At 58.4% G+C, this 14,122-nt stretch carries 13 protein-coding genes; 8 read left to right on the forward strand and 5 right to left on the reverse strand.

Going from position 1 to position 14,122, the window contains the following annotated elements:
- Positions 1 to 165: 165 nt before the first annotated feature.
- The 5 genes from GNZ13_RS39610 to GNZ13_RS39630 form a co-directional block, all read right to left on the reverse strand.
- Entirely contained in the window at positions 166 to 681 is a 516-nt protein-coding gene (locus GNZ13_RS39610; RefSeq protein ID WP_172175472.1) for a cupin domain-containing protein, read from the reverse strand.
- Between the two features lie 226 nt (positions 682 to 907).
- Positions 908 to 3,013 carry an elongation factor G gene (gene fusA / locus GNZ13_RS39615; RefSeq protein WP_172175474.1) on the reverse strand — a complete coding sequence of 702 codons (2,106 nt, stop codon included), beginning with the start codon at positions 3,011 to 3,013 and terminating at the stop codon, positions 908 to 910.
- 312 nt (positions 3,014 to 3,325) lie between these two features.
- Positions 3,326 to 3,832, reverse strand: a complete 507-nt coding sequence (locus tag GNZ13_RS39620; RefSeq protein ID WP_093638877.1) for a DUF192 domain-containing protein — start codon at positions 3,830 to 3,832, stop codon at positions 3,326 to 3,328.
- A gap of 145 nt (positions 3,833 to 3,977) precedes the next feature.
- A complete protein-coding gene (locus GNZ13_RS39625) occupies positions 3,978 to 4,181 on the reverse strand; it encodes a hypothetical protein (RefSeq protein WP_172175476.1) in 204 nt (67 codons plus the stop codon).
- Between the two features lie 455 nt (positions 4,182 to 4,636).
- Positions 4,637 to 5,206, reverse strand: coding sequence for a pseudouridine synthase (locus GNZ13_RS39630; protein WP_172175478.1), 570 nt, complete (start codon positions 5,204 to 5,206; stop codon positions 4,637 to 4,639).
- Positions 5,207 to 5,545: 339 nt separating this feature from the next.
- Here GNZ13_RS39630 and icd point away from each other — a divergent pair, with 339 nt between their 5' ends.
- The 8 genes from icd (at position 5,546) to GNZ13_RS39670 (ending at position 13,976) form a co-directional block, all read left to right on the forward strand.
- Complete coding sequence (gene icd, locus GNZ13_RS39635; RefSeq protein ID WP_172175480.1) at positions 5,546 to 6,802, forward strand: NADP-dependent isocitrate dehydrogenase; 1,257 nt, start codon at positions 5,546 to 5,548, stop codon at positions 6,800 to 6,802.
- Between the two features lie 178 nt (positions 6,803 to 6,980).
- The gene (locus GNZ13_RS39640) at positions 6,981 to 8,237 is read left to right on the forward strand and encodes a tyrosine-type recombinase/integrase (protein ID WP_236002393.1); all 1,257 of its coding nucleotides are present in this window, start codon (positions 6,981 to 6,983) and stop codon (positions 8,235 to 8,237) included.
- Between the two features lie 87 nt (positions 8,238 to 8,324).
- Positions 8,325 to 8,870 (forward strand): hypothetical protein, encoded by a 546-nt coding sequence (locus tag GNZ13_RS39645; RefSeq protein WP_172175484.1) that lies wholly within the window; start codon positions 8,325 to 8,327, stop codon positions 8,868 to 8,870.
- 115 nt (positions 8,871 to 8,985) lie between these two features.
- Entirely contained in the window at positions 8,986 to 9,198 is a 213-nt protein-coding gene (locus GNZ13_RS39650; protein ID WP_172175486.1) for a helix-turn-helix transcriptional regulator, read from the forward strand.
- 83 nt (positions 9,199 to 9,281) lie between these two features.
- Positions 9,282 to 9,629, forward strand: coding sequence for a hypothetical protein (locus tag GNZ13_RS39655; protein WP_172175488.1), 348 nt, complete (start codon positions 9,282 to 9,284; stop codon positions 9,627 to 9,629).
- A complete protein-coding gene (locus tag GNZ13_RS39660) occupies positions 9,622 to 11,952 on the forward strand; it encodes a DUF3987 domain-containing protein (RefSeq protein ID WP_172175490.1) in 2,331 nt (776 codons plus the stop codon). The genes GNZ13_RS39655 and GNZ13_RS39660 overlap by 8 nt, the downstream gene beginning before the upstream one ends.
- 217 nt (positions 11,953 to 12,169) lie before the next feature.
- Entirely contained in the window at positions 12,170 to 12,442 is a 273-nt protein-coding gene (locus tag GNZ13_RS39665) for a hypothetical protein (protein WP_172175492.1), read from the forward strand.
- A 640-nt stretch (positions 12,443 to 13,082) separates the two neighbouring features.
- Complete coding sequence (locus tag GNZ13_RS39670) at positions 13,083 to 13,976, forward strand: aminotransferase class I/II-fold pyridoxal phosphate-dependent enzyme (protein WP_172175494.1); 894 nt, start codon at positions 13,083 to 13,085, stop codon at positions 13,974 to 13,976.
- Positions 13,977 to 14,122 lie beyond the last annotated feature (146 nt).

Consider the following 14,122-nt stretch of genomic DNA (forward strand, 5'->3'; position numbering starts at 1 on the left):
GTCTGACGATCAACGGGCACGAAGCGACTCATCTATGGGCTCTCTCAGTGAACTGGCTGATTCATTAACGCCCAACGTGCCCGCCCGGATGACCAACCTCGGCGCAAACTCCGACAACCTCCTAGACAACCGTAGCCGGCTGGCGAGGGCACAGCAAAGCGAGGTTTAGTGATCGTGCGGATGCTTGTGAATCGCATCGACCCAGAAAACCGTTTCCGGCGCTTCCACCGCGTCGATGTTCAGATTCACCACCACCGCTTCATTGTCGCTGCGCACCACCACGCATTCGAGTGGATCGTCGGTGCTGGCATTGATCTCTTGATGCGGCACGTAGGGCGGCACGAAGATGAAGTCGCCGGGACCTGCTTCGGCCGTGAATTCGAGGTGCTCGCCCCAGCGCATGCGTGCCTGGCCACGCACCACGTAGATCACGCTTTCGAGCGCGCCGTGATGATGCGCGCCGGTCTTCGCATTCGGATGGATCGTCACGGTGCCGGCCCAGATTTTCTGCGCGCCGACTCGCGCCGCGTTGATCGCCGCCGCGCGATTCATGCCCGGCGTTTGCACGGTATTGCTGTCGAGTTGGTCGGCCTTGATGACCTTGACGCCGTGCTCGCGCCAGTCGATCGGCGCCGACGGTTGCTCATCCTTGTAATGCGGGTGTTCGTGATCCTGGCTCATGATGTGTCTCCTCGTGGGCGAGGCGTCCGGGTGCTGGGCGCGGGGCCATCTGGCATTTTTGCACGTTCAAAAACGTGTGTGTTGCGCGTGTTTTGCGTGTGTGTTACCTGCAGTTGCAGGCGGCTTCGCAGACGAAAAAAAGCCCATCCACAGGGGACGGGCCTTTTGCAGCTTGCCTTCATTGCATCGCGGGTCGCAGCACATGGCGTGTTGCGACCCGTGGCGCTTACTTCTGCTTCGCGTTGATCACGGCTTCCGCGACGTTGTTCGGCGTTTCAGCGTAGTGCTTGAACTCCATTGTGTACGTCGCGCGGCCTTGCGTTGCTGAACGCAGTGACGTCGAATAGCCGAACATCTCTGCGAGCGGCACTTCGGCGCGCACCAGCTTGCCGCCACCGCCGGCGATGTCTTCCATGCCTTGCACCATGCCGCGACGGCTCGACAGGTCGCCCATCACGTTGCCCATAAAGTCTTCCGGCGTTTCCACTTCGACCGCCATCATCGGTTCGAGCAGCACCGGCTTGGCCTTGCGCATCGCGTCCTTGAATGCCATCGAACCGGCCATGCGGAACGCGTTTTCGTTCGAGTCGACGTCGTGGTACGAACCGAAGGTCAGCGTCACTTTCACGTCGACCACCGGATAGCCCGCGAGCACGCCGGCCTTCAGCGTTTCCTGAATGCCCTTGTCGACCGCCGGAATGTATTCACGCGGAATCACGCCGCCCTTGATCGCGTCGACGAATTCGTAGCCTTTGCCTTGCGCCGACGGTTCGAGCGTGATCACCGCGTGGCCGTACTGGCCGCGGCCGCCCGACTGCTTGACGAACTTGCCTTCGACATCCTCGATCTTGTTGCGCACCGTTTCGCGGTAAGCCACCTGCGGCTTGCCGACGGTTGCCTCGACGCCGAACTCGCGCTTCATCCGGTCGACCAGAATTTCCAGGTGCAACTCGCCCATCCCGGAGATGATGGTCTGGCCGGATTCTTCATCCGTCTGCACGCGGAACGACGGGTCTTCCTGCGCCAGGCGATTGAGCGCGATGCCCATCTTTTCCTGGTCGACCTTGGTCTTCGGCTCGACGGCCTGCGAAATCACCGGTTCCGGGAAGATCATCTTTTCAAGAATGATCACATGTTGCGGATCGCACAGCGTGTCGCCCGTGGTCGCTTCTTTCAGGCCGACTGCCGCGGCGATGTCGCCGCAGTAGACTTCCTTGATTTCCTTGCGCTCGTTCGCATGCATCTGCAGGATCCGGCCAAGGCGTTCCTTCTTTTCCTTGGTCGCGTTGTAGACGGTATCGCCCGAATTCACCACGCCCGAATACACGCGGAAGAAGATCAACTGGCCGACGAACGGGTCGGTCATGATCTTGAAGGCGAGGGCGGAGAACGGATCGTCGTCTCGCGGATGACGCTCGATTTCCTTGTCGTGTTCGTCGTGGCCCGCGATGGCGGGAATGTCGACCGGCGACGGCAGATAGTCGATCACCGCGTCGAGCATGGCCTGCACGCCCTTGTTCTTGAACGCGCTGCCGCACAGCATCGGCACGATCTCGTTGGCGATGGTGCGCACACGAATGCCGTGCTTGATTTCCTCTTCGGTCAGCGTCCCGCCGTGCAGGTATTTGTCGAGCAGTTCCTCGCTCGCTTCAGCGGCGGCCTCGACCATCTTGTCGTGCCATTCCTTCGCGGTAGCCTCGAGTTCCGGCGGGATGTCGCGGTACTCGAATTTGATCCCCTGGTTCTCTTCGTCCCAGTAAATCGCCTTCATCTTGACGAGGTCGACCACGCCCTGGAAATGATCTTCCGCGCCGACCGGAATCTGGATCGGCACGGCTACGCCCTTCAGGCGATCGCCGATCTGCCGCTGCACGCGGAAGAAGTCGGCGCCGACGCGGTCCATCTTGTTGACGAACGCAATGCGCGGCACCTTGTACTTGTTCGCCTGGCGCCACACGGTTTCGGACTGCGGCTGCACACCGCCGACCGAGTCGTACACCATGCACGCGCCGTCGAGCACGCGCATCGAGCGTTCCACTTCAATCGTGAAGTCGACGTGGCCCGGGGTGTCGATGATGTTGATCCGGTGTTCGGGATAGTTGCCGGCCATGCCCTTCCAGAAGGCGGTGGTAGCCGCCGACGTGATGGTGATGCCGCGCTCCTGCTCCTGTTCCATCCAGTCCATCGTCGCAGCACCGTCGTGAACCTCGCCGATCTTGTGGGTCACGCCTGTGTAGAACAGGATGCGCTCGGTGGTGGTGGTTTTGCCGGCGTCGATGTGAGCGCTAATGCCGATATTCCGGTAGCGCTCGATGGGAGTCTTGCGGGGCACGTGAACCTCCTTGAAATGGCGCGCCTGAAACGCTTGCCGGGCGGCAGTCTGTGCTACCCGGGGAGCCTGGGTGCTGCTTTGCTAAGAATACTAGGATAGCGCGTCGGCCCGCCTTTTGCAGGAATCTTGCCAGCCGCGCGTGAAGGCCTGCTGGTATGGGCTTACGGCGCGGCGCGGGCCTCCGCCGCGCGGTCTCGCGCATGGATTGCCCCCGCGCAGAACGCAAAAAGCCGGTGTCCCGTGAAAGGCACCGGCTTTTTCTGAAAAGCGGCCGCTGAAGGCCCGGCGGGGCGTCGCCGTGATGGCGCGCTTTTATTGCGCGGCCGGCAACCCCTGGATTTTCATGCCCGGTTTGATGCCTTTCGACGAGAACCAGCCCTTGCTCATTTCCAACGCATACACGCCGTTGTTCTTCGGGCAGTGATTGTTGGTGGTCTCGGCCTGCATTTCGTCGATGTCGGTGACCGTGCCGTCGGCGCGCATGAAAGCGATCGACAGCGGGATCAGCGTGTTCTTCATCCAGAAGCAATGCACGGCGGTTTCGTTGAAGACGAACAACATGCCTTCATTCGGCGCAAGATTCGTGCGATACATCAGACCCTGTTCGCGGTCGGCGTCGTTAGCGGCGACGGCTGCGTCGATCACGAACATGCCCGCCGTCAGCTTCGCACGCGGAAAGTCGCCGGGCTGCTTCGCGCCGGCCGGCATCTGTTGCGCATGCGCGGGGGCAGCGGTGGTGGCGGCGAACGACATCGCGGCGAGCGGCAGTGCAACGGCAACAGCGAAACGCGCAATCAACGAGCGCATGGGAAATCGCACGGCATGACTCCTTGCTGGAAATTAACCCGCGAATGTTACGCGAGCGCGCCAAAAACAAAAAGGCAGATCGCCTTGCGGTGATCTGCCTTTCAACGCCGTAAGAACGGCAATAAAGCTAGTTCTTGACTGCGTTTTTACAACAAACTTACTCCGAAGCGCCCGAAGCTGCAGCTGCAGCTGCTGCCTTCTTGTGCGCCTTCTTGTGAGCGTGCTTCGTGGTCTTCTTTGCCGACGAAGCTGCTGCCATCGGAGCTGCCGAAGCTGCTGCCGGAGCTGCCGGTGCCGAAGCTTGTGCGAATGCTGCCGTTGCGAAGAGGCCAGCGACCAGAGCGGCGATCAGTTTGTTCATTTTGTAAATCCTCAGCTTGAGTTAATTAACCAAATGACCCGGTTATATGTAGAGTCATGTCGGTAAACGTGCCATCCACCTTTCGGTTGACAGCCGCATCGAACATTTTTTCGACGCGTCTGCTTAGCGCTCAGACTCCCTGTACTCACCGCGCGAGCGGCTTGTGCAAAGGCCCTTAAGGCTGAATGCCGGATAGCTTCGGGCGGCATCTGCGTCGAATAACGCGTGAGCGCGCGCACCGGTTGACGTGATTTTTGTGGAAAATTTATATGTCGATGTATTGAAGCAAATGAATGGCTGCGCAGTGATCGTGAACGCAATTGTTTCACGCGTTTTGCATGTTGGTTTCACGCGCCAATTTGTTTGCGGATACAACGAGTTAGCTTTTTTTGCTGCGGGTCAAAATACGGGGTTCATGCGAGTTCGGCGCAGGCATGGCGCCCAGGCAAACAAGTTCAGATGATGCCTTCCCATGGCGCCTTCAGCGGCAAATCAACACTCTCTCCCGGCTGCAGTCCGAGCGAAAAAATATCGAGTGCGCCGATACCGGCGCGCACGAGTCGCAACGTCGGAAAACCGACCGCAGCGGTCATGCGTCGCACCTGGCGGTTCTTGCCTTCGGTGATCGACAATTCGATCCACGTAGTCGGAATCGCGGCGCGATAGCGGATCGGCGGCGTGCGGGCCCATAGCGAGTCGGTCGGCTCGACGTATTCAGCGCGGCAGGGCCGCGTCACGTAGTCGCCGAGATCGACGCCACGCGCGAGCTTCTTCAACGTGGCATCATCGACCGCGCCTTCCACTTGCGCCCAATAACGTTTGACAAGTTTGTGGCGCGGTTCGGCGATGCGCGCTTGCAGCGCGCCGTCGTCAGTGAGGAGTAGCAGCCCTTCGCTATCGGAGTCGAGCCGGCCCGCCGGATAGACGCCGGGCACTTTCACCCAGTCGGCCAGCGACGCCCGCATTTCGTGCGGCGAAAACTGACAGATGGTGCCGAACGGTTTGTTCAGGGCGAGAAGTCGCATAAGGGAATCGATGAAGGTCGAGCGGCGCCGGCTGCGGCGGGGACGTGCCACGCGGGCCGGCAGAGGCGCTGGCTCGATAGTAAATGGCGGAATAATAATGCATAATGAGCTGCTGCAAGTCATCTGTCTTATATAAGACATAAGAGTAGGCGGCTTGCTGATTTTGATTTTAGACAATGTTGGAAAACCCCGAGCCGCTATGCCCTCGTTGCTGCCTCGGCGTGGGCTAGAATAGGCGACCAGGCCGCTCGCGGGCGTCCGGCATTGCGCGTAGCGAGGAGCACCCAGTTTCCGCAGTCTCCCATCAGCTTTCAGCACAGCCTTCACTGGAGTCCGATCATGCCGTATCAGCACATCAAGGTTCCGACCGGCGGTGACAAGATCACTGTCAACGCAGATTTCTCGCTCAACGTTTCCGACCAGCCGATCATTCCGTATATCGAAGGCGACGGAACGGGCCTCGACATCACGCCGGTGATGTTGAAAGTGGTGGATGCCGCAGTAGAAAAAGCCTACGCAGGCAAGAGGAAAATCCACTGGATGGAAATCTACGCCGGCGAGAAATCGACCAAGGTGTACGGCCCGGACGTGTGGCTGCCGGAAGAAACGCTGCAGGTGCTGAAGGAATACGTCGTCTCGATCAAGGGTCCGCTCACTACGCCGGTTGGCGGCGGCATCCGTTCGCTGAACGTCGCGCTGCGTCAGGATCTCGATCTGTATGTTTGCCTGCGCCCGGTGCAGTACTTCAAGGGCGTGCCTTCACCGGTGCGTGAGCCTGAGAAGACCAACATGGTGATCTTCCGCGAGAACTCGGAAGACATCTACGCTGGCATCGAATGGCCTGCCGAGTCGGAAGAAGCCAAGAAGGTCATCAAGTTCCTGCGGGAAGAAATGGGTGTGAAGAAGATTCGCTTCCCGGAAACCTCGGGGATCGGTATCAAGCCGGTGTCACGCGAAGGCACGGAGCGTCTGGTGCGCAAGGCGATCCAGTACGCGATCGACAACGAGCGCCGTTCGGTCACGCTCGTGCACAAGGGCAACATCATGAAGTTCACGGAAGGCGCATTCCGCGACTACGGTTATGCGCTGGCGCAGAAGGAATTCGCCGCGGAGCTGATCGACGGCGGTCCGTGGATGAAGATCAAGAACCCGAAAACGGGTGGCGACATCGTGATGAAAGACGTGATCGCCGATGCGTTCCTCCAGCAGATCCTGCTGCGTCCGGCCGAATATGATGTGATCGCCACGCTGAATCTGAACGGCGACTATGTTTCGGACGCGCTGGCCGCGCAAGTCGGCGGCATCGGGATTGCGCCGGGCGCGAACATGTCGGATTCGGTTGCCATGTTCGAAGCGACGCACGGCACTGCGCCGAAGTACGCTGGCAAAGACTACGTGAACCCGGGTTCGGAAATTCTCTCGGCTGAGATGATGCTGCGTCACATGGGCTGGACGGAAGCGGCCGATCTGATCATCAAGTCGATGGAAAAGTCGATTCTGCAAAAGCGGGTCACGTATGACTTCGCGCGCTTGATGGAAGGCGCGACGCAAGTGTCCTGTTCGGGCTTTGGTCAGGTGTTGATCGAAAATATGTAAGTGCGTCCAGCGTGTTCCGGTGAAATCCGGCAAGCCCCGATGTACACTGAGTGTCGTCGGGGTTTTTGTTTATTATGTTCCGACAAGGTGGAGGGAGATCCGGGCGTTGTGGAGGGGAATTTGGAGGGGAATTGGCCTGTTTTCTCCCTCCATTCCCTCCATTTGGAGGGGAATGAAAATGAGCCGTAACCGACATTTCAATTACACGCTGACGCCCACGCGTCTGAACAGCGCCAAACCTCAGGAAAAGCCTTACAAGCTCACGGATGGCGGCGGGCTGTTCGTGCTGATCCAGCCAGGTGGCTCTAAAACATGGGCGTACCAGTACCGGCTGGACGGACGGCGGCGCGAGGTAGTCATTGGCCGGTATCCGGAAATCGGCGTTGCTGATGCACGTGACCGGCACGCCGAGTACCGGGCGATGGTTGCGCAGGGCAACGACCCGGTTGCGCACAAGCGGACCGATGACGCTGAACGTAACGCGCGCGCATTGATGGAAGCGGACGAAGGGCAGTTCAAAGCCTTTTCCCTCAAATGGCTGGACGAGCGGTTGGGCAACAAATCGGATGGCTACCGTGCGCAGATGCGTTCGCTGCTGGATCGGTTCGTCTGGGCGGAGATTGGCCGTAAGTCGCTGGACGAGGTGCGACCGGCGCATGTGCTCGCGATCATTGAGAAGCGGCGCGACACGCCGAACACCGCTGAGAACGTCCGCGTGCTGATTCAGCAGGTCTACAACTACGCGATCCAGAAGCTATTGGTGGAAACGAACCCGGCGCTTGCGCTGCGTGGCGTAATCGAGGTTCCGAAAGCCGAACACCACCGGCACCTGAGCGAGTCGGAGTTAGGCGCTTTCTGGCGCGCTGTCGGCAAGCAGGGCGCGCATCCGTCCACCACGGCGGCGGTGAAGCTGCTGATGTACAGCATGTGCCGTAAGGCCGAAGTGCTGCGCGCGAAGTGGAGTGAGATCGACACGGACAAAGCGCAATGGGACATTCCAGCCGAGCGTATGAAGTCGCGCCGCCCGCATCGCGTTTATCTGTCCACGCAAGCACTCGAACTGTTGGAGGTGCAGCGCGCGCTTACCGGCGATCTGGAATATGTGTTCCCGTCCGCGTTCCGCGCCAATGTGCCGATGGCGGACGCGACGCTGAACCACCTGTTCAAACGACTGGACTTCGGCGTACCGGAATTCTGCCCGCACGGCACACGCGGCACGGCGGCGACGCTGTTGCGAGAACATGGGTTCAGCCGAGACGTTGTTGAACTGCTGCTGGCGCACACGGAGCGAAGCCAGACAGCGGCGAGCTACCACCATCACGAGCTGGAAGCCGATCGCCGGCGCGCGGTGCAATACCTTGCTGACGAGATCGAACGGCAAGCCGCCATATCAGCGGCGGGTAACGTGGTGAGCATCAAGGCGAAATCCACCTGACACTTTTCGAGCCGCGCCTAGATCAACCGGGTTCCCTCGCCCATGGCGCCGCTCCTTCATTATTGAGGGGCTTTCAGGAAGGGTGCAATGAATTCTGCTGGACGGAGAGCAAATGTTCTTGAACAGAGGATAAACGGGCTTAGGCATCGTGATCGACTTACCCTGCACGAAGCCGCTGATTTTGTGGAAGAGCGGCTAGGTACCTTTTCGGATGCCGCTCTGCGCTTGGTGATCGAGAGCGTTGAGGCGAATAAATTTCCAGCCCATATTGAGCCGGAAATCAATTCGTGGCAGGGAACCGTGGTAAGGCCCGTTGATCCTGATCGATCGACCGTCGCGACCGCCGACCTATTGGCGTGGCTAGATATGCTCGACAGCGGGAAGTCCACGAAACAGACGGAGCGAGCCGCCGATGTGGGGGGCCGCCCATTAGGCGAGCGCGAGCGCACCACGCTTCTTGTGATCATCGCGGGGCTCGCGAAAGAGGCAAAAATCGACGTTTTAAAACCATCAAAAGCTGGGGTGGAGATCGAACAATTGATAGCGCGAACCGGGGCGCGCGTGGCGTGCCGCACGATCGAGAATCACCTGAAGAGGATTCCTGAAGCGCTGGAAAAGCTCACCACGCCTTGATATAGACCGCAATTGCGTAAGCAGTGACCGCAGTTGGGCAAGTGCGTTACCGTAATCGGTTTCAATTCGGCCATGAGTTCCGGGGCGGTCCCAGAACCATCACTAAGGGTGAAAAATGACCGAACAAATCAAAACCGCACTTACCATCCTGCGCCGCAAGCAGGTTGAAGCCGCAACGGGGCTTTCCCGTTCGACCATCTATCAGCGCATCAGCGCAAAGACGTTTCCGCCTGCTGTCCAGCTCGGTCCACGTGCTGTTGGCTGGAGGCGCGGCGATATCGACGCTTGGCTTGCCAACCCCGCCGGCTACCGCGTGGAGTCTGTATGAGCGTCCTGCGCTCTCCGTGGTTTTAGAGCACGGGCTCGACGCGTGGCTTGATCTTCATTTGTAAACAACGTTTAGGATACCAAATGAATCAGAGTGAAAATTCCAAGTGCATTAAGAGCGAGAATCAATTGACCTGGGCGTCGATTCAAGTCTCGTTGGACGTGTTCAAACCGTGGCTGGATGACCCCACGACTTATGACGTTGCGAAAATGTGCATGATTGCCGCCGAGCTTGCCGGCCGGGGTAGCCCATTCCAAACAGCCACGGCCTGCCCTCATACCGCCGACAAGCTGCGGAAGCTCAGTGAGGTGTCCAAGATCCCGTTTGCAGTGATCTCTACCTTTGCCGATACCGTGGCTGTGCTGCAGAATCTCGACTTCCAGGGCTTCCTCGCGCTGTCCCACTCCCGCGAGGCCCAAAATCATGAATAACGCATGCCAGGATACGGCGATCTCCGCTCTCTCATTGGGGCTGTGTGCTATTCCCGCCGCTGGCCACACCGACCGTGCAAATCCTAAGCGCCCGTTTGGCGCATGGCGCACTTACCAGCAGGAGCACCCTCTGCGCCGTGATATCGAGGCGCTCTACACCCAGTATCAGTTCTCCACCGTAGGGCTCGTGTGCGGCAAGGTCAGCGGGGGACTCGAATGCCTCGATTTTGACACCGCGTCTGGTTACGAACTGTTCCTGCGCGCGGCGCGGACCTCCGATCTCGCACCCTTGGTTGCCCGTATCGAGGCCGGGTACTCGGAACTGTCGCCTAAGGGCGCGCATCAGTTGTATTTCTGTGACGCCGTTGGCCGTAACGACAAGCTTCACCGCGCCCTGAAGATTGAAACTCGTGGTGAGGGCGGCTTCGTTGTAATCGCCCCGAGCTGCTTCGCTGACGCTGGCGCACACAAGCAATATCGGATCAAGTCCGGCGCGCTCGCGTCGATTGCGCGCATTTCCCCTGTCGAGCGCGAACAGCTGCATTCGTTCATTCGCGCACTCGGTGACTCAGAGCCGCCGGGCAATGGCGTTGCTCGCAGCATGGCGGCTGACACGATTGCGGAAGGCGGCCGCAACAACTATCTGACTTCGCTCGCGGGCACGCTGCACAGCCGAGGCGTGTGTGGTGAGACGTTGAGCGCGGCGCTTCATGCCGAAAACAAGGCTTGCTGCAAGCCCCCCCTGCCCGATACCGAGGTCGAGGCCATCTTGCGCAGCGTGACCAAGTACCCCCCTGGCCGTCCGTCCGGAACGTCCGCACCGCTGATCTGGGCCACCCCCCTTGACCTGCCGACGGGCATGCCGACTGTACCGCCCCTTGACGCGCGCGTTCTGTTGCCGAGCGCCTTGGGCGACTGGGCCAGCGACACCTCCCACCGCCTGCAATGCCCTCCTGATTACCCGGCGGTTGGTCTGCTGGTTGCTCTCTCGGCAGTGATTGGCGGTCGCTTGTCCATTCGCCCGAAGCAGCGCGACGACTGGACGGTCACTCCGAATCTCTGGGGCTTGATTATTGGGCGCCCCAGCACACTGAAGTCTCCGGCGATGGCGGCGGCACTGGCGCCTTTGAACGTCCTTGAACGCGACGCGTATGCGAAGTACGACGCGGCACTCATGAACTACCGTGCCCAGAAAGCTGCATACGACCTCGCCGTCGGCCACACGAAAACGCAGGCCAAAACCAAGAGCGCTACGCTCCAACAGGCCAGCGTAACTGCCAATCTGGTGTCGGTTATGCAACAGCAGCCGGTCGTGCCGACACGTACGCGCTACGTGGTCAACGACGTGACCGTGGAAAAACTCGGCGAAATTCTTGCGGAGAACCCGAATGGTGTGCTGCTGTTCCGGGATGAGCTGAAAGGTTTTTTGGCTGAACTCGAAGGCGAGGAAAATGCTACCAAGCGCGCGTTTGTCTTGCAGGCGTGGGCGGGCGACAGCGGCTATAACTTTGATCGCATTGGCCGCGGCAGCGTCCGCATTGAACGCGCGATCCTTGCGGTCTTGGGAACCACCCAACCCGGTGTTGTCGAAGCCCACCTGGCATCGGCCATGCGCGGAGGAGTCGGGGACGACGGACTGATTCAGCGCTTTCAGCTCGCGGTCTATCCCGAGGAGCCCGACTCGTCAGCGCTAGTCGACGAATTCCCGGACCTCCAGGCCGCCGCCTTTGTGTCGGCACTGTTTCAGCGGCTCGCACAGCTCGATCCGGCTTCGATCGGCGCTCAGCAGGACAATATCGGCGCGGCTGATGGTCAGTGGTATCTGCGCTTTGACGCCACGGCCCAGCAGGTATTCAACACGTGGTATTCCAAGCTCATGGGACTCATCAAGCGCACCGAGCATGGTGCCGTCGCATCCCACTATGGCAAGTATCGCAGCCTTGTCCCGTCGCTTGCCCTGATCTTTCACCTGGCTGAAGGACGCTCCGGACCGGTTGACGAAACGGCGCTTTATCGTGCAATTGGCTGGGCTGCTTTTCTGAAGAAGCACGCGGCGCGGATTTATCATTACTCGATCCGCAGTGATGCACGAGCGGCTTGCGCGTTGGGTGACGCGATCAAGGAGGGAAAATTGGAGGACGGTTTTGCGCTGCGCGACGTTCGCCGCAAGTGCTGGTCGGGCCTTACGAGTCCGCTTCTCTGTCAACAGGCGATTGAGATCCTCGTGGAACACCACTGGCTTTCCATGGAACGCGTCGAGACCAATGGCAAGGTGACGGAACGTTGCCGCATCAACCCTGCGCTGATTAAGATGCAAAACTAGAGGTAGATGTGTCAGTGTTGTCAGTAAGGCTATGGATTCATTTTTTTTGATTCGCATTCCTACATATATAAAAATGGCAATTGCAAAAGACACAATTGCCAGATTAGCACTGACAACACTGACAAACCGGCTGAGGAAAAATGAGCTTCTTCGGTCGGTCATGAGGCGAAGCCCCCGTTACAACGTCGGGTCAACCTAACCACCAGCGAGAATACCGATGAGTGCATACATCAAGCAATTGAATCGCATGATGGAGACCGCCGCGCCCCGCCAACCGCCGCTCCAACAGCAGTTCATGGAATGGTACGGTTCGCTGCCGGAAATCGCGCGGTGCCGGCCGTTTTCAATGGTCGAGTTTGAGAAGGCGCTCGGCACGCAGGGAAAATACATCAGCCCGGTATTGCTGGAGCTGGGCTGGCAGCGTAAGCGCCGATGGGGTTCGCTGGGTCAGTATCATCGCTATTGGGTGCCGCCTCAGCTAGGTCGTTGAGGTCGCCGTCGCCCCTGAATGAGAAAACGTGCGCTGAACTAGCAGGCATTGGCTGGCTGTGGGTCGATCGAGCGGAGGACCGAAACCGACCGAGGCTGTGTGAAAACGCAAAAGTACTCGGTTTTCGGGTGTCGCTTTACCCTTCCCGAGTTGCTGCCAAGCCAATACGGCGCGATCTGAAGGGTCGATTTTTTGCAACGCGGCATTCAGCATGCGTTTTCACACACCCTCGACCCGTTGCCGTCATTCGCGTTGCCCCGACGGCAACGGCCGTTCTGAAAGTCCAACTGTCATTCCCTGCCGCGAGGTCGCCTGCCATACAGGCTGATTTCCTGGCATTTGCACCTCGGAAGCAGCGGCGTCAGGCTTCACTCCACGCGGCAATACTGCAAGAATCAAATCTGGGAAGTCTCAAGACTTGGGCTACGTGCGACTATGTAAATTTTGTTGACGCTATAAGGTGGGAACGTTCTCGACGGCGGCCATTAAATCGGTAGTGACAGCATCTATTTTCTGTCTGATAGTCCTCAAAGTTGAGCGGACGAAGCAACCTAGCTTCAGGAAGGGGCAATCGGCCAGCAATAACAATGAACTTGAGTGACTTATTCTAAATGAGAGTTTCTAAATAAAAGGAATAGTAATGTTAAAGTTGCCAGCTACATTTTGGTCGGGCGTTGTTACATTCATTGTGACACTATTCATAAATACGGGCATCAGCTATTACTCGGGCGATCAAGGGCTCGCAACGATTGGTCGTCCAATCATGCTCGATGGAAAGGTAGTTTTGCCATTGGCTCTGGAGAACTTTTCTGGCAAATCGATTAGCGGACTGTTGCTACAGGTTCCTGAGGAGGTGGGAGCTGCAAGCGTAGTTCGCGACGCCCCAGTGCAGATCACGAGTGTCAGCGATCAAGCAGGTAATTTGACACGATCGATTCGCATAGACGGCATAGAACCAAAGACGAGAACGAACCTATTTGTCGTGCTGCGCGACGTGACGGAAGTGCCGCTGGTCCGAATAATCAACGCTGATGAGGTTGGTTTTATGTTTGCGGATGGAGTGCCAGAATCTAAGCTGCACCGCGCCGTAACGTACGGATTGGTGGTTGCCGGTATTTACACGGTGATTGCCGTCGCGTTGGGATATTATTTCAACAAGATAATCCAATCACTTCACAAGAGATTGGACGAGGCAAAGGAAAATTCCACGAGGCTGCACGAGAATTCGGACAAGCTTCGTAAGGAATTGGATGACCTTAAAATGATGCAATCAAAAATTAGGATACTGTTGTTGTCAAGAATATCCGATTATTCAAAGGAGCTGGAATTTTGGAGAAATGCAATCAAGGAATTGCTTGTGCGGCGGGGAGCGCCTGCAAGTACTTCTGACGAGTTAATAAAGTGTGTCACTCGCGCACTCAAAACGTTTGGGACAAGGCGTGGGTCTGATGACTTTGACGCTATCGTTTTCGCAGCGGGTGTTCTTAAAGATGCGGAAAACAAGGCTCGTTCAGTAGAAGAGGCTGATCGGTAGTCAACTCTGGTAAAGGGAATTCGGCCGCGAGGCAGGCGGTTAGCCACGACGAATCGTACTTGTCGTTTGCGCGTCGGTCAGGACGTTCCTGAGGCGGCTGATGGCCGACTACCGCCCTATGTGATCGGCAGTAGTCGACCCGCAAG

It is taken from the genome of Paraburkholderia elongata (assembly GCF_013177735.1).
GTDB classification, from domain to species: domain Bacteria; phylum Pseudomonadota; class Gammaproteobacteria; order Burkholderiales; family Burkholderiaceae; genus Paraburkholderia; species Paraburkholderia elongata.

Excerpts from the sequence above, each read along its gene's own strand:
- GNZ13_RS39610 (WP_172175472.1), bottom strand. The coding sequence starts at position 681 with ATGAGCCAGGATCACGAACACCCGCATTACAAGGATGAGCAACCGTCG.
- GNZ13_RS39625 (WP_172175476.1), bottom strand. The coding sequence starts at position 4,181 with ATGAACAAACTGATCGCCGCTCTGGTCGCTGGCCTCTTCGCAACGGCA.
- GNZ13_RS39630 (WP_172175478.1), bottom strand. The coding sequence starts at position 5,206 with ATGCGACTTCTCGCCCTGAACAAACCGTTCGGCACCATCTGTCAGTTT.
- icd (WP_172175480.1), top strand. The coding sequence starts at position 5,546 with ATGCCGTATCAGCACATCAAGGTTCCGACCGGCGGTGACAAGATCACT.
- GNZ13_RS39640 (WP_236002393.1), top strand. The coding sequence starts at position 6,981 with ATGAGCCGTAACCGACATTTCAATTACACGCTGACGCCCACGCGTCTG.
- GNZ13_RS39645 (WP_172175484.1), top strand. The coding sequence starts at position 8,325 with ATGAATTCTGCTGGACGGAGAGCAAATGTTCTTGAACAGAGGATAAAC.
- GNZ13_RS39650 (WP_172175486.1), top strand. The coding sequence starts at position 8,986 with ATGACCGAACAAATCAAAACCGCACTTACCATCCTGCGCCGCAAGCAG.
- GNZ13_RS39655 (WP_172175488.1), top strand. The coding sequence starts at position 9,282 with ATGAATCAGAGTGAAAATTCCAAGTGCATTAAGAGCGAGAATCAATTG.
- GNZ13_RS39660 (WP_172175490.1), top strand. The coding sequence starts at position 9,622 with ATGAATAACGCATGCCAGGATACGGCGATCTCCGCTCTCTCATTGGGG.
- GNZ13_RS39665 (WP_172175492.1), top strand. The coding sequence starts at position 12,170 with ATGAGTGCATACATCAAGCAATTGAATCGCATGATGGAGACCGCCGCG.
- GNZ13_RS39670 (WP_172175494.1), top strand. The coding sequence starts at position 13,083 with ATGTTAAAGTTGCCAGCTACATTTTGGTCGGGCGTTGTTACATTCATT.